We start from the raw sequence: 17,239 nt of genomic DNA, 5'->3' as shown, positions 1-17,239 counted from the left end.
CTCGTCATACCGGGGTCCTACGGGCAAGTGTGATCCCCAGGCCGATGCCTGTTACAGGCCGCGATTTCTACCTTTCTGATCAGTGGGAAACACCCGCTGAGCAGGAAGGACACCGAAATTGCGCCGCCAGCGACTGCGTCGGATCGCCGCCACCACCGCTCTCTGCTCCGCGGCCACCCTGACGGCCGCGGGGGCGAGCCGTCCCGAGCCGTACGCGGCTCCGGCCGCCGCCACCACCGCCGCCGCGCTCGCCTCGCCCGGCTCCCTCCAGGCCCGCTACGACGCGGTCCACGCCGACATCGTGACCGCCCGCGACATGGCGGTGCGGCTGAAGGACTCCGGCCGCGTGAAGGCACTGAACGCCTTCCTCCAGCCCGGCCGCCGCTTCCTGGCGTTCGACGCGCGCGGCACCGGCCACGTCGTCGAGGTCCACGGCGACCTCGCCCGCGCCGACCGGATCGCCGTCGTGGTCCCCGGCGCGGACGGCGAGCTGACCAACTTCGACTCCTGGAAGTGGGCGGGCGGCGGCGCCCGCGCCCTGGCCCAGCAGGCCGTTCACGCCGCGCCGAACTCCCGGCTCGCGGTGATCGCCTGGCTGGGCTACGACTCGCCGTCCACGCTCAGCACCGACGTCCTGTCCGACGACACCGCCGACCACGCCGCCACGACCCTGCGCGGCTTCCTGGGCGACCTGCACCGGGTGAACGGCAAGGCCCGGATCGCGCTGCTGGGCCACAGCTACGGCTCGGTCGTCCTGGGCCGCGCGATCCCGCACCTCACCGGGCTCCCGGTGGACGAGATCGCCCTGTTCGGCAGCCCCGGCGTCACCCGCGGCTCGGTCACCGACCTGAAGACGCCCGCGCACGTGTGGGCGGGCCGCGCCGCCGGCGACTGGATGCAGTACGTCCCCAAGATCCGCTTCGCCGGGATCGGCTTCGGCAAGGACCCGATCTCCCGCGCGTTCGGCGCCCAGCGCTTCGCCGCCGGCTCCGGCACCCACAGCGAGTACCTCAAGCCCGGCTCCGCCTCGCTCCGCAACCTCACGCTCATCGCCCTCGGCCTGAACTCGGAGGTCACCCATGCTTGACACCAGAACGCGCACACCAAGGCCCGTCCAGACCCCGGCGCTCCAGAACCCGCCCGTCGGGACCCCGCCGGTCCAGACCCCGCCGCGACCGCGTCAGCCGGGCCACGGGGAGCCCCGTCACCGGCCGGGGCTGGTGGCCCGGATCGTCGCGGCGACGCCGCCGCAGCGGGATCGGGCGGTGGACGCGCTGCGGGCGATCGCGATCCTCGGGGTGGTGCTCGGGCACTGGCTGGTCACCGCGATCGTGACGACCGGGAACGGGCGGCTGGCCGTGAGCAGCCCGCTGGCGTCGATGCCGATGCTGGCGCCGATCAGCTGGGTGCTCCAGACCCTCGCGATCTTCTTCCTCGTCGGTGGCTACACGGCGGCGAAGGGCTATCGGGCGGGTGAGGCCTCCCTGCCCTGGCTGCGGCGGCGGATGGGGCGGCTGCTGCGGCCCGTGCCCTTCCTCCTGCTGGCCTGGGTCCCGGCGGTGGGCGCCCTGCTCTGGGCGGGCTACTCCCCCGGCACCGTCCAGTCGCTGGTCAAGCTCGTGCTGAGCCCGCTGTGGTTCCTCGGGGTGTACGGGACGCTCACGGCCCTCACGCCGCTGGTCGTACGGCTCTGGAACCGCCTCGGCGTCTGGGGCGCGGCCGTCCCGATCGGCGTGACGGCGGCGGTCGACCTGGTCCGGTTCGGGCTGGGCGGCCCGGCCTGGGTGGGCTGGGTGACCGTCCTGACCGGCTGGCTGGTCCCGTTCTACCTCGGCGTGGCCTGGGCGAACGGGAAACTGGAGTCACGCCGTACCGCCGCGGGCCTCATGGTGGGCGGCGCGGCGGCCGCGGCGGCGCTGATCGTGTACGCGGGGTACCCGGCGAGCATGGTCGGGGTGCCGGGTTCGGCGATCTCCAATCTCAACCCGCCGACCCTGGCGGCCGTGGCGTTCGGCCTCGCCCAGGTGGGTCTCGCGCTGCTGCTCAGGCGGCCTCTGGCGCGCCTGATGCGGCGCCCGCGGGTCTGGGCTGGGGTGGCCCTGGCCAACCTCTCGGCCATGACGGTCTTCCTGTGGCATCAGACGGCGATGATGGCGATCACCGTCGGCGCGGCCCTGTCGGTCGGTACGCTGCCAGGGCTCCACACCGTGGCGGACAGGCCGGTATGGATCCTGGACCGGCTCGCCTGGCTCCCCGTTTTCGCCGCCGCCCTGGCGGTCCTCTGGGCGGTCTTCCGCGGTTTCGAACGCCCTCGTCAGCGCTCTGGTCAGCGCTCTGGTCAGCGCTCCCGCCAACGCCCCGCACGCGCCTCGGAAAACACCCACGCAGGCACCGAGCCGCCCCAACCCGCAGATTCTTGACCAAACTCCTGGACCGCTTCGTACATCTCACTTAGAGGCTCCTCAAGGGAGCTTCAAAACACGCAGGACTACCCCCGGATACCCAGACCACACCCACCAATGAGGTAAAAAGACTCACCATGCCGCCTCGTACGCATCCCCCCCGACGCGCCAGACGACGGCTTCGACGTGCGCTGTTGTACGTCACGACGATCGCAGGCGTCCTGCTGACGACCGCCGGGACCGGCCACGCCGACCCGTACGCCAAGCCGGGGCCGATGCCGTCGATGTCGCCCGCCACGCTGAACCTCCGCTACGCGGCGGAGCAGCACGAGATCGGGGACGCGCTGGCGACCGCGCGCAACGTGGGCGACCAGCCTCGGGTGCGGGCCCTGGAGGCCCTCCAGCAGCCGGGGAGGCGGTTTCTGTATTTTGATCCGCGCGGGCGGGGACGGGCCATCGAGGTCGTGGGCGACCTGACCCGGGCCCGCCGGGTGGCGGTGCTCGTGCCGGGCGCCGACACCACGATCACCGACTTCGACCACAAGGCCGGCAAGACCTGGGCCGCCCCCGGCGGCGCGGCCCGCGCGGTCTACGACCAGGCCCGCAAGTCCGGCGCGCACGACGACCTGGCCGTCGTCGCCTGGCTCGGCTACGCGGCGCCCAAGACGTTCAGCAGCGACGTCCTCACCGACGAGCGCGCCGGCGAGGGTGCCGTGGAGCTGCGCAAGTTCCTGGTCGGGCTCCACCGGGTCAACCAGGACGCCAAGGTCGGCCTGCTCTGCCACAGCTACGGCTCGGTCGTCTGCGGCCGCGCCGCGCTGGAGGGCCACGGCCCCGGCGGGGACGCCTGGAAGCAGGTCACCGACATCGCCCTGTTCGGCAGCCCGGGCACGACCGCCTGGTCGGCCGCCCGGCTCGGCGACACCCGCGTGTGGGCGGGCCGCGGCGCGACCGACTGGATGGAGGACGTGCCGCACGTACGGATCTTCGGCCTGGGCCTCGGGCCGGATCCGGTCTCCCCGTCGTTCGGCGCGCGGATCTTCGACGCGGGGCCCGGCGGGCACAGCGACTACTTCACTCCCGGCTCGCGTTCGCTGCGCAATCTCACCTACATCGCGCTCGGCCGCCCCTCCCAGGTGACCCCCTCACCCCAGGCCTGACCCGCCCGGCCGGCGGGCGGCGATCGGGCGCCCGGCCCGCCCCGGCGACCCCGAACGCATCAGCCGGCCCCGAACGCATCAGCCTGCCCCAGGGCACCGGGGCAGGCGAGTCTGGGTGAGCGATGTCTGGCCGGGCCGGACAGCGCTCGTCGAGGCGGCTGGTACGGGACATGACGGGCGAGATGGCACTCTTGGAGGGTGGACACCACGAGCGAGGCCGCCATCCGCGAGAAGACCACCGAGCGCCTTGAGAAGGCCATGGGGACGTTCGGGACGGCGGCTCTGGCCAGCATGGAGGAGCAGCTCCCCTGGTTCCGGCGGATGCCCGCCGACCAGCGCTCCTGGATCGGCCTGGTCGCGCAGGCCGGCATCGCCGCGTTCGTCGAATGGTTCAAGAGCGCGGAGGAGAGCCGTCCCGCCATCGCCGGGGAGGTCTTCGGGACCGCCCCGCGCGAGCTGCTGCGTTCGATCAAGCTGAAGCACACCATCGACATGGTCCGGGTGATCATCGACGTGGTGGAGACCCGGCTGGACGAGCTGGCCGCGCCCGGCGGCGAGGCCCAGCTGCGGGAGGCGATCCTGCGCTACACCCGGGACGTGGCGTTCGGCGCCGCCCAGGTCTACGCGCAGGCCGCCGAGACCCGCGCCGCCTGGGACGCGCGCCTGGAGGCGCTGGTCGTGAACGCCGTGCTGCGCGGCGAGGTGGACGACGGCATGCACTCGTGGGCGGCCGCCCTCGGGTGGACGTCCAAGCCGGTCGTGGTGATCGCCGGGATGACGCCCGAGGACGAGGAGCCCGAGGTCACCATCGACCAGATGCAGCTGGCCGCCCGCCGCGCGCGGGTGGACGTGCTGGCCGGGGTCCAGGGCCACCGGGTGATCGTGATCGTGGGCGGCGCCGAGGACCAGCTGGAGGCGGCCCGGCCGATCGCCGCCAAGCTCGGGCCCGGCCCGGTCGTCATCGGGCCGCCCGTGGACGATCTCTACGACTCGACCGTGTCGGCCCAGGCCGCCCTCGCGGGCCTCAAGGCCGCCGCGGGCTGGCCGGACGCGCCCCGGCCCGTGCTGGCGTCCGAGCTGCTGCCCGAACGGGCCCTGGACGGCGACGCCGACGCCCGGCGCTACCTGGTCGACCAGGTGTTCGAGCCGATGTGCGCGGCCGGCGCACCACTTCTCGATACCTTGACCACCTATTTGGAACAGGGGTCGTCGCTGGAGGCCACGGCCCGGCTCCTGTTCGTGCACCCCAACACCGTGCGCTACCGGCTCCGCCGGGTCGCCGAGCTGACGGGCCTGTCCCCGACCGACGGCCGCAACGCCTTCACCCTCCGGATCGCCCTTGTACTGGGACGATTCGGCGCCCGCCCGGCCCGGGTCTGACCCTCGGCGACCGCCTCGCGCGGGGCGTCGTTCAAGCTCGGCTTCAGCCCGCCGAGAGGCCCATCGCGTATTGTCCCGATTAGGGCCCTTGTAGGTGTCGTACAAACCCCTGCGACGAAAGTTCGTGCTGTTCCGCATCGGCACCATAGACCGGCAGACGGCAGGCTGGGCTCTGTGATTCTGCTCGCATCGCCCGGCCAGGGCGCCCAGACCCCCGGATTCCTGCAGCCATGGCTTGAGGTTCCCGGTGTCGCCGACCGCCTTGCCTGGTGGTCCGCGGTCACCGGCCTGGACCTGGTGCGCTACGGGACGACCGCCGACGCCGAGGAGATCCGAGACACCGCCGTCGCCCAGCCGCTGCTGGTCTCCGCCGCCCTGGCGGCCTACGAGGCCCTGTATCCGGAGTCTACGGAGTTGAGGAGCGAGCGACGATACGGCGGCGCCGGCCGCCGCCCCGACGCGGCCGCCGGGCACAGCGTCGGCGAGCTGGCCGCGGCCGCGATGGCGGGCGTGCTGTCCCCCGAGTCGGCGATGGTCCTGGTCCGCGAGCGGGGCAAGGCGATGGCCGAGGCCGCCGCGATCACCGAGACCGGCATGAGCGCCGTGCTCGGCGGCGAGCCCGAGGAGGTCCTGGCCGCGATCGACAAGCACGGCCTCACCCCCGCCAACGTCAACGGCGCCGGCCAGATCGTGGCCGCCGGGACGCTGGAGCAGCTCGCCGCGTTCGACGAGGAGCCCCCGGCCAAGGCGCGGCTGCGCAAGCTGTCGGTCGCCGGCGCGTTCCACACCGAGCACATGGCCCCCGCCGTCGACACCCTCCGGCGCGTCGCCGCCGGAGCCCCCGTGAACGACCCGGCGATCACGCTGTTGTCCAACCGCGACGGCGCGGTCGTCGCCGACGGCGCCGACTACGTCGCCCGCCTGGTCGAGCAGGTCAGCTCGCCCGTGCGCTGGGACGCCTGCATGCAGACCATCCGCGAGCTGGGCGTCACCGCCATCATCGAGCTGCCCCCGGCCGGCACCCTGATCGGGCTCGCCAAGCGCGAGCTGAAGGACACCGGCGTCGAGCTGCTCGCCCTGAAGACCCCCGAGGACCTCGACAAGGCCCGTGACCTGATCGAGGCGCATTCATCATGACCTCTTCCAGCCAGAGGACGCCTCTGCGCGTACCGAACGTCACCGCGGGTGCCCGCATCCTGGCGCTCGGCGACTACCAGCCCGCCAAGGTCGTCACCAACGACGACCTGGCCAAGACCGTCGACACCAACGACGAGTGGATCCGCACCCGCGTCGGCATCCGGGAACGGCGCATCGCCGAGCCCGACGAGACCCTCGTGGACATGTCGGTGCACGCCGGCGGGAAGGCCCTGGCCGCCAGCGGCCTGGCCCCCGAGGACATCGACCTGGTCATCGTCGCGACCGCCTCGCACGACGTGCCGATGCCGAACGTGTCCGCGCCCACCGCCTACCGGCTCGGCATCAACGCCCCCGGCGCGTTCGACCTGAACGCCGCCTGCTCGGGCTTCTGCTACGCCCTCGCCACCGCCAGCGCGGCGGTACGCGGCGGCGGCGCCCGCAACGTGCTGGTGATCGGCGCCGAGAAGACCTCGCAGTGGATCGACTGGACCGACCGTTCGACCTGCATCATCTTCGCCGACGGCGCCGGCGCCGCGGTGGTGACCGGCAGCGACGAGCCCGGCATCGGCCCGGTCGTGTGGGGCAGCGCCGGCGACAGCTCCCACATGATCTCCATCGCCGACCGGTCCTCGTTCATCACCCAGGAGGGCCAGGCGGTGTTCCGGTGGGCGACCACCGCGATCGCCCCGGTCGCGCTGGAGGCCTGCGAACGCGCCGGGATCGCCCCCGAGCAGCTGGCCGCCATCGTGCCGCACCAGGCGAACCTGCGCATCATCGACTCGATCGCCCGCAAGGTGGGCGCTACCAACGCCGTGGTGGCGGACGACATCGTCACCTCGGGAAACACCATGGCCGCGTCCATCCCATTGGCGCTGGCCCACATGATCGAACGCGGCGACGTCCAGTCCGGAGCCCCGGCCCTGCTCATCGGGTTCGGTGCCGGACTGGCCTACGCTGCCCAAGTCATCCAGATCCCGTAGGCATCCGTCCTGCGCACAGTGCTCTGGACCAACCAAGGAGGAGAAGCACCAACATGGCAGAAGCCACCGAGCAGCAGATCCTGGACGGCCTCGCCGAGATCATCGACGAGATCGTCGGCATCGACAAGGCCGAGGTGACGCCGGAGAAGAACTTCATCGACGACCTCGACATCGACTCGCTGTCGATGGTAGAGATCGCGGTGGCCGCGCAGGACAAGTTCGGCGTCGAGATCCCCGACGACGAGCTTCGCAACCTCAAGACGGTCAAGGACGTCATCAACTTCGTCCAGAACCTGCAGGCCTAAGGTCGCCGGCGCGACGCGCCGTCGCGGCCCCGTACACCGTCGTACGGATCCGTCCAGCGTCGTACGGATCCGCTACTTCCATTCCACTGGGCCCCCGGCATCGGGCGGCGCGTCGCGTTCCATCCCCCAGTCTTCTTGAGGAGTACTCGCTATGAGCACCAGCACCACCAAAGTCGTCGTCACCGGCCTTGGTGCAACGACCCCGCTCGGCGGCGACCTGCCGTCGACCTGGGCCGCGTTGCTCGCCGGGAAATCCGGAGTGCGGACCCTTGAGTGGGAGAACGTCGAGGAACTCCCGGTTCAGTTCGCCGCGCAGCTCGCGGTCGACCCTTCCGAGGTCATGCCGAAGCAGGCGCTGCGCCGGTTGGACCGCAGCCAGGCGATCGCGCTGATCGCGGCCAAGGAGGCCTGGGGCAGCGCCGGTTTCAAGGCGCGCACCAAGAAGGGCTACGAGGAGGACGCCGAGGGCTTCGAGGTGGACGGCGACCGGCTCGGCGTCGTCGTCTCCAGCGGCATCGGCGGCCTGCACACCGCCCTCAACAGCTACGACGTGTGGCGCGACAAGGGCTGGACCCGCGTCTCACCGTTCACCGTCCCGATGCTGATGCCGAACGGCTCGTCCGGCCACGTCGGCATCGAGTACGGCGCGATGGCCGGCTCGCACGCGCTGGTCAGCGCCTGCGCCTCGTCCGCCGAGGCCGTCGGCTACGCCATCGACATGATCCGCACCGGCCGCGCCGACGTGGTGATCTGCGGCGGCACCGAGGCCTGCATCCACCCGCTGCAGATGGCCTCGTTCGGCGCCATGCGCGCGATGTCCACGCGCAACGACGAGCCCGAGCGCGCGTCCCGCCCGTACGACAAGAACCGTGACGGCTTCGTCCTCGGCGAGGGCTCGGCCGTCATGATCCTGGAGTCGGAGGAGCACGCGCGCGCCCGCGGCGCCCGCATCCACGGCATCGCCGCCGGCTGCGGCTACTCCGGCGACGCCTATGACATCGTGCTGCCCGACCCGTCCGGCGCCGGCCAGGCCAAGGCCATGCGCCGCGCCCTGGACAACGCGGGCCTGAAGCCCGAGGACATCGCGCACATCAACGCGCACGCGACCTCGACCCCGGCCGGCGACGTCGCCGAGCTCGCCTCCATGAAGGCCGCGCTCGGCGAAGACGTCTGCGCCAAGGTGATCGTCACCGCCACCAAGTCGATGACGGGCCACCTCCTCGGCGGCGCCGGGGCCCTGGAGTCGGTCTTCACCATCCTGGCGCTGCGGGACGGCCTGATCCCCCCCACCGCCAACCTCGAGGACCTCGACGACGAGGTCGACCTCGACATCGTCCGCGGCGAGCCCCGCAAGCTCCCCGACGGCCCCCTCGCCGCGCTCAACAACTCGTTCGGCTTCGGCGGCCACAACGTCTCCGTCGCCTTCCAGCGAGCGCTCTAGGCTTCAGTCGCGCAGCGAGCGCTCAGGACCGCATCTAGCGCTCAGAAGCGCACCTACGCCGCACAAGAGACGGCCCGGCAGCCCCACCGGCTGCCGGGCCGTTCTCTGTCCCCCCGGACGCCCCAAGCTTCCCCACCAATACGCGTTCCTAACGCGCCTGCCACTTTCTTTTCTCCGCCCATCAACGCCGACCCGCACGCGGGCGCGTTACCTGAGCGGGGAGCCAACGCCGAAGGCGAGGCTCCCCGCTCAGATCGCGAAGCGATGCCGCGCCCGCCGCTTTTGCGGTTCGGGTCCCGAGGCGCCAGCGAGGGCCCCGAGCCGCCAGGCGAGGGCCCCGAGGCCGGAAAAGGATTAAACAGCAGCGTGAAGCCAGCGGACGGGGGCTCCGTCTCCGGCGCGGCGGAAGGGCTCAAGCTCGTTGTCCCATGGGGTGCCGAGCAAACGGTCCAGCTCGTGCTCAAGGGTCGTCTTGCCCACGGCGGCGTTCGCCATCACCGAGCGGAGGCGGTCCTCGGGGACCATGATGTCGCCGCTGGCTCCGATGACGCCGGTGAAGACGCCCAGCGAGGGCGTGAAGCTATAGCGCACGCCATCGGAGCCGGGGGTCGGGTCCTCGGTGACCTCGAACCTCAGCAACTTCCAGTTGCGCAACGCCGAGGTGATGCCGGCGGCCGTTCCCGGCGCCGCCTCCCAATGGAGCTCAGCGCGCAGCGTCCCGGGCGCTGCGGGTTGATCAGCCCATTCAAGGGAAACGGGCACGCCAACAACACCTGCGGCGGCCCACTCGACATGCGGGCTCAGCGCAGGTGGCGCGGAGTGGACGTAAAAAACGCCACGTGCGGTCACCGGACCTCCTGGATCTGTACTGAGGCTCGTCTTCCCCTACGGCCTCGTACGTCCCAAGACGGCGTCCGCGTCCCTCATTGTGCATCATCGGAACCGGACACACCACCGCACGACCATTGTTTGCCGAACGCTTGACCGCGCGCCTCGCGCGGTCCAACATCGCGTCCGGGCGACGGCTGAGCTCGCACGCCCGCTCGCGGAGGTCCGCATCGGACCGGTGGTGAACGCAGAAAAAGCGACGACCCCGCTCGCACTTCTCGCGGAAACCCCCATCCGCGGTGGCTGCGAGCGGTGGTCAGGTGGCCGTCGCAATACTGACAGTAAGGACAGACGCGTCCCGCCTACCAGGGACACCTGTCCCTGCCCTGCCGGGCCCTCCGTTCACCTGCGAAAACACTCCCGCCCGCAAACGCCGGGACGACGAGCGCGCGCAGGGCACGCAGAGGCGGCGAACCAGCGGTCGGGCGGGGGGCTGCGTGGATCTCACAGGGGGCGGTCGCGCCGGGCACCGGTGGCGCGTGAGCCGCGGCGGAGGGTGTACGCGGCGGCGGCTGCGGCACCGAAGGTGACGGCGAGCGCAAGGCAGGGAACGTAGTTGCCCCAGCGGTCGTACAGCGTGCGGGACGAGGCGTTCGGCAATCGCAACGTGACCAAGGTCGCACCACGGCCGTCGGTATCGAGGTGCGTGAGGCGTCGGCCACGTGAATCGTAAGCGGCCGAGACTCCGGTGAGCGCCGCCTGAACGACGGGCCGTCCGGTCTCGGCGGCGCGAACGGCGCCGAGCGCCGCGTGCTGCCGCGGAGCCCAGCTGTCCTGGAACGAGGACGTCGACGACTGGTAGACGATGACCTGCGCGCCACGGTTCACGACCGTACGGGCGAGGTCGGGGAACGTCGACTCGAAGCAGATCAGCGGCCCGATCGTCGTACCTCCCGCCGACATGACCTCAGGGCCGGTCCCGGGCACCCGGTCCTCACTCGCCGCCGCGCTGATCCGGCTGAGCCAGCCGATGCTCGAACGGAACGGGATGTACTCGCCGAACGGCACCAGCCGCGTCTTCACGTACCGGTCGCGTGGGCCGTTCCGCCCGACCAGGATCGAGCTCTTGGAGATGCGCCCCCTGGCGTCCCGAGCGTCCTCGTTCACCAGCAGGTCACCGCGCGAGTTGAGGGCGGTCAGGCGGTCCACGATGTCGGTGCGCCGATCCAGGTCGTACCCAACGCTGCTCTCACCCCACACGACCAGATCCACGGCAGGCAGACCGGCAGTGATCCCTTCACTGGCCGCGAGCCGTTCCGCCGGGTCATGCACAATCCCCGGCTGAACCAACGCCACCCGCAACATCCGCCCATCCCCGCCCCCACCCCCACCCGTCAGCCCGGGCGTCGCGGACGTGGGAGCGGGGGGCGCGGGGGTCAGCGTGTACGTCAGGGGGCCGGCCAGGAGGATCGCGGCCGCTGCGGCGACCGGCCAGACCCGGCGCCGGACGATGAACAGCACGACGAGGGTGTTGACCGCGACGATCGCGACTGAGATCAGCCATACGCCGCCCACCGACGCGAGGCTCAGCACCGCCGGGTACCGCCACTGCGTCGCGCCGAGCAGCGCCCACGGCCCGCCCAGGCGTGGCCAGGAACGGATCAGCTCGATCGCCAGCCACCCGTTCGGCAGAACGACCAGGGCCGCCAGCGGCCGCTCCGGCATCAGCCACCGCACCGCCGCGCCCCACGCCGCCCACGGCACGCCGAACACGATCGCCAGCAGCGGCAGCCCGGGGCCGATGTCGGGCAACGTCCAGTACAGCGCCGCGAGCAGGAACCCGGCGCCGAACCACCACCCGCGCAGTGCGGCCTCGCGCACGTCCCGCGCGTTCAGCATCAGCAGCATCCCGGGCACCAGCACCACCCACGCCAGCCACCCGAAATCGGCGCGCGGGAACGCCAGCAGCGGCATCACACCGGCCGCCAGGCTCCCGACGCGCTCCCACGGCAGCCGTACCGACCGGGGAAGCGCGAGGCGTCCGATCACAACTCCAGTAACGCACCCGCGCCACGCCGCCCGCCACCCCGTTTCAACGCGGACACGATGCGGCATGATGCAGTCACCCTCAGTCACATACGGTTAAGGCTGGTGTCGATGTTCGACCAAGAAGTACGGCTGGAACGGCTCCTGGCACGCCACCGCGACGCCCAGATCGTGGAAGCCCTCCCCGGCCGCCCCGCGCTCATCCGCCGCGACCAGATCCTCGTCGCCGACCACGACGCGTCGGCCGCCGAGGAACTGGTTCGCCGCTGGTACGACTCGCGGCACGATGAGCACGGCGTCACCCGCCTGCGGCTGCGCGCCCCCGCCAAGGTCGACGTCTGCGAACTCTCCGCGACCCTCGCGGGCGAAGGACGTCACCGCCGCCTGAGCGTCTCCCCCAACCACATCGTGCACGGCCAGCCCATGTGGTGGTCCGGCCCCGCCGACCTTCCGCGCCCCTCGGCCCCTATCCCCGCCCCCGAAGCCACCGCCCACCGCGACGTCTCCATCGCCGTCCTGGACACCGGCCTGTCGCCTCATCCTTGGTACGAGGGCACCGACTGGTACATGGAGCAGCGCGAGGAGGTCGCCGAGGTCCTGGACGCCGACCTCGACTTCGAACTCGACGCCCAGGCCGGCCACGGCACGTTCATCGCCGGGGTCCTCCTCCAGCACTGCCCCACCGCCCGCATCCTCGCCCGCCGCGTCATCGGCGGCGACGGTGTGGGCGACGAGGTCGACGTCATCCGCGCCCTGTCGTGGCTCAAGCACCAGGGCGGCGCCGACATCGTCAACCTCTCCATCGGCTGCTACACGTTCGACGACCGGCCTTCGCCCGTGATGTCCCGGGCCATCTCTGCTCTGGGGCGTCGTACGGTGGTCGTCGCTTGCGCGGGGAACTCGGGGTCGGACCGTCCTTTCTTTCCTGCGGCGCTCAAGGCGGTCATCGCGGTGGCGGCTCTGGACAGCGGCGATCGCGCTTGGTTCTCCAACTACGGGTGGTGGGTGGACGCTTGCGCGCCAGGGGTTTCCGTTCCCAGCGCGTACGTTCGCTTCGACGGCCCCAAACCTCGGGTGAACGGGCTGGATCCGGACGCGTTCAACGGCTACGCCACCTGGAGCGGCACATCCTTCGCCACTCCCGCGGTAGCCGGGCGGATAGCCGCTTTGGCCGCTTCACAGGACCTCTCCGCAGTAGAAGCCGCCGACCAGGTCCTGGACCCGCACTCCTCCCCCACGCTCCCCGACCTGGGCGTGATCATCCTCTGAGGTGAGGGGCGTCCAGAGGACAGGTGGAGCGAAGATCCCGAGCCTGGTTAGCTGAACGGGTTAGATCGCTGGACGTTCGCGTTCACGTTCAGCACCGCCCGCGCTCGGCCCCTTCGCTGCGCGGTCAGGCTCCCGGATGGAGGACCGGACGATGTCAGACAGCCAACCCCAACCGCCCGAGCTCAAGGCCGCGGAGCGCTTGATCGGCGCGTGGGAGATCGAGGCGACGCACGTGGGGCTTCCCGGGGCGTTCATCAAGGGGCAGGTGACGTTCGAGTGGCTTGAGGGCCGCACGTTCCTGATCCAACGTTCGCGGTACGACCATCCGGAGATCCCGGACGCGATCGCGATCACCGGCGTCACCGACGGCCGCTTGTCGATGCACTATTTCGATGTACGCGGCGTACACCGGGTGCTGGCCGTCAGCATCAACGAACGCCAGTGGCGGTTCTGGGGCGACGTGGGTCCTTTCCACCAGCGCTTCACCGGCAAGCTGAGCCAGAACGGCGACACCATCGAGGGCCAAAGCCAGCTGTCGCACGACGGAACGAACTGGGAAGACGACCTGACCATCACCTATCGCAGAGCCGCAGATACTCGTCCAGCTCAGCAGCGCCCGTGAGCATCGCGCGCCCCCGAGCCGACAGCCGCCCCTGCCAATCACGCAAGGTCGACTCCAGCGGAGCGATCCCTCCCGCGTTCCGAACCTGATCGATCAGCGGAGCGATCTGCTCCAGCAGATAGCCGCCCCGCCTCAGCTGATGAGCCAGCCGAACGTCCCGTACGTCGGCCGCGCTGTAGACCCGGTAACCCGTCTGCGGATCACGACGCGGCCGAACGAGCCCGGCGTTCTCCCACTTGCGCAACGTGGCGGGACGCAGCCCGAGCCGCCTGGCCAGCGGCCCGATGAACACCTCACCACGTTCCTCCGGCACGGACGGCACGGACGGCACGGACGGCACGGACGGCACGGACGGCACCGGCGCCAGATCCACAAGCGCAGCCTCAACGGCCTGCAGCACACGACGGTCATCGAGCAGCTGCCCATGACTCTCATCGATGACCCGCAACGCCTCCTCCGCGGCCCCTCGATTGACCGCCTGCATGATCGACGTCGCCGTCTGGTGACCGTGCCCGGGCACCAGCGCGAGGAACGCGCGCAAAGCCTGCGCATGCAACGCCCTGTAAGTGCGATAGCCATGCTCGGTGCGTTCGGCCGCAGGCAGGATCCCCGCGTCCTCATAGTTCCGGATCGCCTGAGTGGACAGCCCATGCTCACGCGCCAGATCGACCGGCCTCACGAATGCACCATCGTTTGAAGCTCAGCCCCTGTCAACTCGCCATATCCGCGCCAAAGTTTCCACCGAAGGTTCAACGATACCGTTGAAGGAATGGACCTCAAGAACACAGCCCGGCCACTCGATGGCGCGGCCATCTCGGCGTTCCTCCAGTCGCTTCCCGCCAAGCCCAGCCTCCTCGGCCTGGGCGAGGCCCGGCACTTCGTAGGCGAACTCGGCGAAGTACGCAACGAGCTCTTCCGGCACCTGGTCGAGCACGAGGGCTACCGCTCGTTCGCCATCGAGAGCGACTGCCTCATGGGCCTCATCGTCGATGACTACCTGGCGACAGGCGAAGGCACGCTCGACGACGTCATGGAACGCGGCTTCAGCCACAGCTTCGGCACCTCACCCGCCAACCGCGAGCTGGTGCGCTGGATGCACGCGTACAACCGGCAGCACGACGAGAAGCTCCGCTTCCACGGATTCGACGGCCCGCTCGAATACTGGGCCGCAAGCCCGCGCCAAGCGCTCACCGGCCTCTACGACCTCCTAGAGGGCCCGCTCCCCTGCGCCCGGGAAACCCTCGACGCCCTCCTGGGCCCGGACGACCCCTGGTCGAACGAGGCCACGGCCATGGACGCGTCCAAATCGATCGGCCAGTCCCCCAACGCCCAGCGCCTCCGCCTGATCGCCGACGACATGGTCGCACTCCTCGACACTCAGACACCCCGCCTAGACGCCCAGACCCGAGAACGAGCACACCTCTACGCCCGTACCGCCGTCGGCCTGCTCCGCTACCACCGCTACATGGCCGAGGACACCCCAGAACGTTGGGGCCGCCTATCCGCCCTACGCGACACCATGATGGCCGCCAACCTCCGAGCCATCGCTGCCGAAAACCCCACGCTCGTCTTCGCCAGCAACCTCCACCTGCAGCGCCACAAGAGCGTCATGTCGTTCGGCGACCACCGCATCGACTGGTGGAGCGCCGGCGCCATCACCGAAACCCACCTAGGCGACCGCTACGCCTTCATAGCCTCAGCCTTCGGCACCATTGCCAACGACACCCCACCCCCAGAAACCCTCGAAGGCGCCCTTTCCAAGCTCCCCTGGGACCACTCCCTAATCAACGCCCGCCACCTAGCCGAGGCCGTCCCCACCCCGACCCCACGCGTTTCCAACGACTTCGCCTACTTCCCCCTAGACCCGACCCACATCACCACCATCGACGCCGTCCTCTTCCTCAAAGAGGCCGTCAACCTAACCCCCCTCGGCTAACAGCCCCTGAACCCGACAAGCCCAAAAACGGGATCGGCCCCAGCCGCCCCGTCCAACCCCGCACCGAAACACGCAAACGACCATCGCAAGCTCCATCGCCGCTCAGGGGTCACGTTGCAAGGCCCTCAGCAACGTCGCCGCGCTCTGACCGTGCGCGCTCGACCAGACCGAGACAAGCACCTAGCCCAGGCGCTTTGTCGTGAACGGGGGTCGCCGGGGACCTTGGGAGTCCCGGGTTTACGGTGAAAGAGCGGAGGGGGCGATATGGCAGCGACTCGATTTCGGCCGTATGGCACGGTGCGGCAGTTGGCCACGACAGACCCGCGCGACATGGCCGCCGCGTCGAAGGGGATGTTCGGCTGGAACGCCGACCAACGATTCTCCCGGCTACGCACAGCGGTCGCCAAAGCAACACGTGAGCGATTCAGTCCCGGACGCGAGCGAATGCGAGCGCTGGTCGTCTCACCAAGCGGCCGCCTCTCGTGGCGGCAAGTACCCGCGCCTCCCCCACCAGGCCCGCTGGGAGCCACGGTCCACCCGATCGCCATGGCCACCTGCGACCTGGACCGGCCGCTCGTCCTCGGCCGTACGCCCTTCCCCCGGCCGCTGCAGCTAGGTCACGAATGCGTGGCCGAGGTGGTCGCCGTCGGATCCCAGGTGCAGACCGTTCAAGTGGGCGACCGCGTAGTGGTCCCCTTCGAGATCAGCTGCGGCAAGTGCAGCGCCTGCCAAGCCGGCCTGACAGGCAGCTGCCGCGCCGTACCCCCAGTATCGATGTACGGCTTCGGACTGATCGGCGGCCACTGGGGCGGCACCTACGCCGACCTGGTCGGCGTACCGTACGCCGACGCCATGCTCGTACCGCTGCCCGACGGCGTAGACCCCGCCGCCGTGGCAAGCCTGGCCGACACGGTCTGCGACGGGTTCCGGCACGTGGCCCCACACCTGCCGCGACTCCTCGAACGCGACCCCGGCACCGAAGTCCTGATCATCGGCTCCCTCGCGTCCCGCTATCCCTTCAGCGTCAGCACCGCCCTCTACGCCGCCCTGACGGCCCAAGCCCTGGGAGCCCGCCGGATCACCTTCTGCGAGGCCCGCAGCCAGGTGCGCGAGGAGGCCGCCGGACTAGGCCTGGAGACAATCACCCCCTCCGAACTGCGCCGCCACCCCCTCACCCCACTCGTGGTGGACATCAGCGGATCCCCGCGAGGAGTACGGACCGCACTGACCAAGACCGCTCCCGACGGAGTGTGCAGCAGCGTAGGCACCCTGAGCCACGCGGCCCGCATCCCCGCGAGCCTCCTCTTCGTCCGCAACGTGACCGTCCACATCGGCCGAGCCCACACCCGTACGCTCATTCCTCAAGTCCTCGAACTGGTCACCGCCACAACCCTCCACCCCGAGGCCGTAACCACCCGCCTGGCCGACCTGGACGACGCCCCCAAGGTCCTCGCCGACCACATGACCAGCGACACCACCAAAACCATCCTCACCACCGACTAACACCCCACCACCCACCGCCCAGCGCGACCAGGACTCAGCACGGCCGGTTCAGTGGGGTCGGGGGGCATTTGTCGGGGTGGGGCTTGGCTGGGCAGGCGGCGGTTACCCCGGTGGTGGGCGAGGTAATCATCAGGCCTTGAACACGGCATGGCGGCGAAGAGGTAACCGCGGGCTGTGTCGGGCCGTGCGCGCGTCGGGGCGGGCCTAATGTCATCGGCAGCGGGGGGCCT

General features: G+C 70.5%; 15 protein-coding genes. 12 read left to right on the top strand and 3 right to left on the bottom strand.

Annotated elements, in window-relative coordinates:
• Positions 1-118 precede the first annotated feature (118 nt).
• The 8 genes from J4573_RS32755 to fabF all read left to right on the top strand — a co-directional run bounded on the left by J4573_RS32755 (position 119) and on the right by fabF (position 8,805).
• Positions 119-1,087, top strand: a complete 969-nt coding sequence (locus tag J4573_RS32755; protein WP_208259788.1) for an alpha/beta hydrolase — start codon at positions 119-121, stop codon at positions 1,085-1,087.
• Positions 1,080-2,420: an acyltransferase family protein gene (locus J4573_RS32750; RefSeq protein WP_208259787.1), complete on the top strand. Its 1,341-nt coding sequence runs from the start codon at positions 1,080-1,082 to the stop codon at positions 2,418-2,420. The genes J4573_RS32755 and J4573_RS32750 overlap by 8 nt, the downstream gene beginning before the upstream one ends.
• 176 nt (positions 2,421-2,596) lie before the next feature.
• Positions 2,597-3,562, top strand: coding sequence for an alpha/beta hydrolase (locus J4573_RS32745; RefSeq protein WP_208259786.1), 966 nt, complete (start codon positions 2,597-2,599; stop codon positions 3,560-3,562).
• Between the two features lie 198 nt (positions 3,563-3,760).
• Positions 3,761-4,942: a PucR family transcriptional regulator gene (locus tag J4573_RS32740; RefSeq protein WP_208259785.1), complete on the top strand. Its 1,182-nt coding sequence runs from the start codon at positions 3,761-3,763 to the stop codon at positions 4,940-4,942.
• Positions 4,943-5,116: 174 nt separating this feature from the next.
• Positions 5,117-6,079 (top strand): ACP S-malonyltransferase, encoded by a 963-nt coding sequence (locus J4573_RS32735; protein ID WP_208259784.1) that lies wholly within the window; start codon positions 5,117-5,119, stop codon positions 6,077-6,079.
• Entirely contained in the window at positions 6,076-7,059 is a 984-nt protein-coding gene (locus J4573_RS32730) for a beta-ketoacyl-ACP synthase III (protein ID WP_208259783.1), read from the top strand. The genes J4573_RS32735 and J4573_RS32730 overlap by 4 nt, the downstream gene beginning before the upstream one ends.
• Before the next feature lie 53 nt (positions 7,060-7,112).
• Positions 7,113-7,364 carry an acyl carrier protein gene (locus J4573_RS32725; RefSeq protein ID WP_208259782.1) on the top strand — a complete coding sequence of 84 codons (252 nt, stop codon included), beginning with the start codon at positions 7,113-7,115 and terminating at the stop codon, positions 7,362-7,364.
• A 151-nt stretch (positions 7,365-7,515) separates the two neighbouring features.
• On the top strand, positions 7,516-8,805 hold the full coding sequence (gene fabF / locus J4573_RS32720; RefSeq protein ID WP_208259781.1) for a beta-ketoacyl-ACP synthase II: 1,290 nt from the start codon (positions 7,516-7,518) through the stop codon (positions 8,803-8,805).
• Between the two features lie 354 nt (positions 8,806-9,159).
• On the opposite strand, the gene J4573_RS32715 is transcribed toward fabF, so the two are convergent.
• Together J4573_RS32715 and lnt are read right to left on the bottom strand one after the other, a co-directional pair.
• Positions 9,160-9,654: a DUF3145 domain-containing protein gene (locus J4573_RS32715; RefSeq protein WP_208259780.1), complete on the bottom strand. Its 495-nt coding sequence runs from the start codon at positions 9,652-9,654 to the stop codon at positions 9,160-9,162.
• Positions 9,655-10,137: 483 nt separating this feature from the next.
• Complete coding sequence (lnt, locus tag J4573_RS32710; protein WP_208259779.1) at positions 10,138-11,682, bottom strand: apolipoprotein N-acyltransferase; 1,545 nt, start codon at positions 11,680-11,682, stop codon at positions 10,138-10,140.
• A gap of 108 nt (positions 11,683-11,790) precedes the next feature.
• Between lnt and J4573_RS32705 the strand changes: the two genes are divergently transcribed.
• Positions 11,791-12,948 (top strand): S8 family peptidase, encoded by a 1,158-nt coding sequence (locus tag J4573_RS32705; protein WP_208259778.1) that lies wholly within the window; start codon positions 11,791-11,793, stop codon positions 12,946-12,948.
• Between the two features lie 151 nt (positions 12,949-13,099).
• The gene (locus tag J4573_RS32700) at positions 13,100-13,570 is read left to right on the top strand and encodes an SRPBCC family protein (protein ID WP_208259777.1); all 471 of its coding nucleotides are present in this window, start codon (positions 13,100-13,102) and stop codon (positions 13,568-13,570) included.
• On the opposite strand, the gene J4573_RS32695 is transcribed toward J4573_RS32700, so the two are convergent.
• Positions 13,521-14,249 (bottom strand): TioE family transcriptional regulator, encoded by a 729-nt coding sequence (locus J4573_RS32695; RefSeq protein ID WP_208259776.1) that lies wholly within the window; start codon positions 14,247-14,249, stop codon positions 13,521-13,523. The two genes, J4573_RS32700 and J4573_RS32695, sit on opposite strands and share 50 nt — an antisense overlap.
• 90 nt (positions 14,250-14,339) lie before the next feature.
• Here J4573_RS32695 and J4573_RS32690 point away from each other — a divergent pair, with 90 nt between their 5' ends.
• Both J4573_RS32690 and J4573_RS32685 read left to right on the top strand, forming a co-directional pair.
• Complete coding sequence (locus tag J4573_RS32690) at positions 14,340-15,506, top strand: erythromycin esterase family protein (protein WP_208259775.1); 1,167 nt, start codon at positions 14,340-14,342, stop codon at positions 15,504-15,506.
• A gap of 264 nt (positions 15,507-15,770) precedes the next feature.
• Positions 15,771-17,009: a zinc-dependent alcohol dehydrogenase gene (locus tag J4573_RS32685; protein ID WP_372442933.1), complete on the top strand. Its 1,239-nt coding sequence runs from the start codon at positions 15,771-15,773 to the stop codon at positions 17,007-17,009.
• The last annotated feature ends 230 nt before the right edge of the window (positions 17,010-17,239 follow it).

This window comes from Actinomadura barringtoniae (assembly GCF_017573505.1).
Lineage (GTDB): Bacteria > Actinomycetota > Actinomycetes > Streptosporangiales > Streptosporangiaceae > Spirillospora > Spirillospora barringtoniae.
This window is presented reverse-complemented; position numbering and strand designations above follow the sequence as displayed.

Excerpts from the sequence above, each read along its gene's own strand:
- J4573_RS32750 (WP_208259787.1), top strand. The coding sequence starts at position 1,080 with ATGCTTGACACCAGAACGCGCACACCAAGGCCCGTCCAGACCCCGGCG.
- J4573_RS32730 (WP_208259783.1), top strand. The coding sequence starts at position 6,076 with ATGACCTCTTCCAGCCAGAGGACGCCTCTGCGCGTACCGAACGTCACC.
- J4573_RS32725 (WP_208259782.1), top strand. The coding sequence starts at position 7,113 with ATGGCAGAAGCCACCGAGCAGCAGATCCTGGACGGCCTCGCCGAGATC.
- fabF (WP_208259781.1), top strand. The coding sequence starts at position 7,516 with ATGAGCACCAGCACCACCAAAGTCGTCGTCACCGGCCTTGGTGCAACG.
- J4573_RS32705 (WP_208259778.1), top strand. The coding sequence starts at position 11,791 with ATGTTCGACCAAGAAGTACGGCTGGAACGGCTCCTGGCACGCCACCGC.
- J4573_RS32700 (WP_208259777.1), top strand. The coding sequence starts at position 13,100 with ATGTCAGACAGCCAACCCCAACCGCCCGAGCTCAAGGCCGCGGAGCGC.
- J4573_RS32690 (WP_208259775.1), top strand. The coding sequence starts at position 14,340 with ATGGACCTCAAGAACACAGCCCGGCCACTCGATGGCGCGGCCATCTCG.
- J4573_RS32685 (WP_372442933.1), top strand. The coding sequence starts at position 15,771 with ATGGCAGCGACTCGATTTCGGCCGTATGGCACGGTGCGGCAGTTGGCC.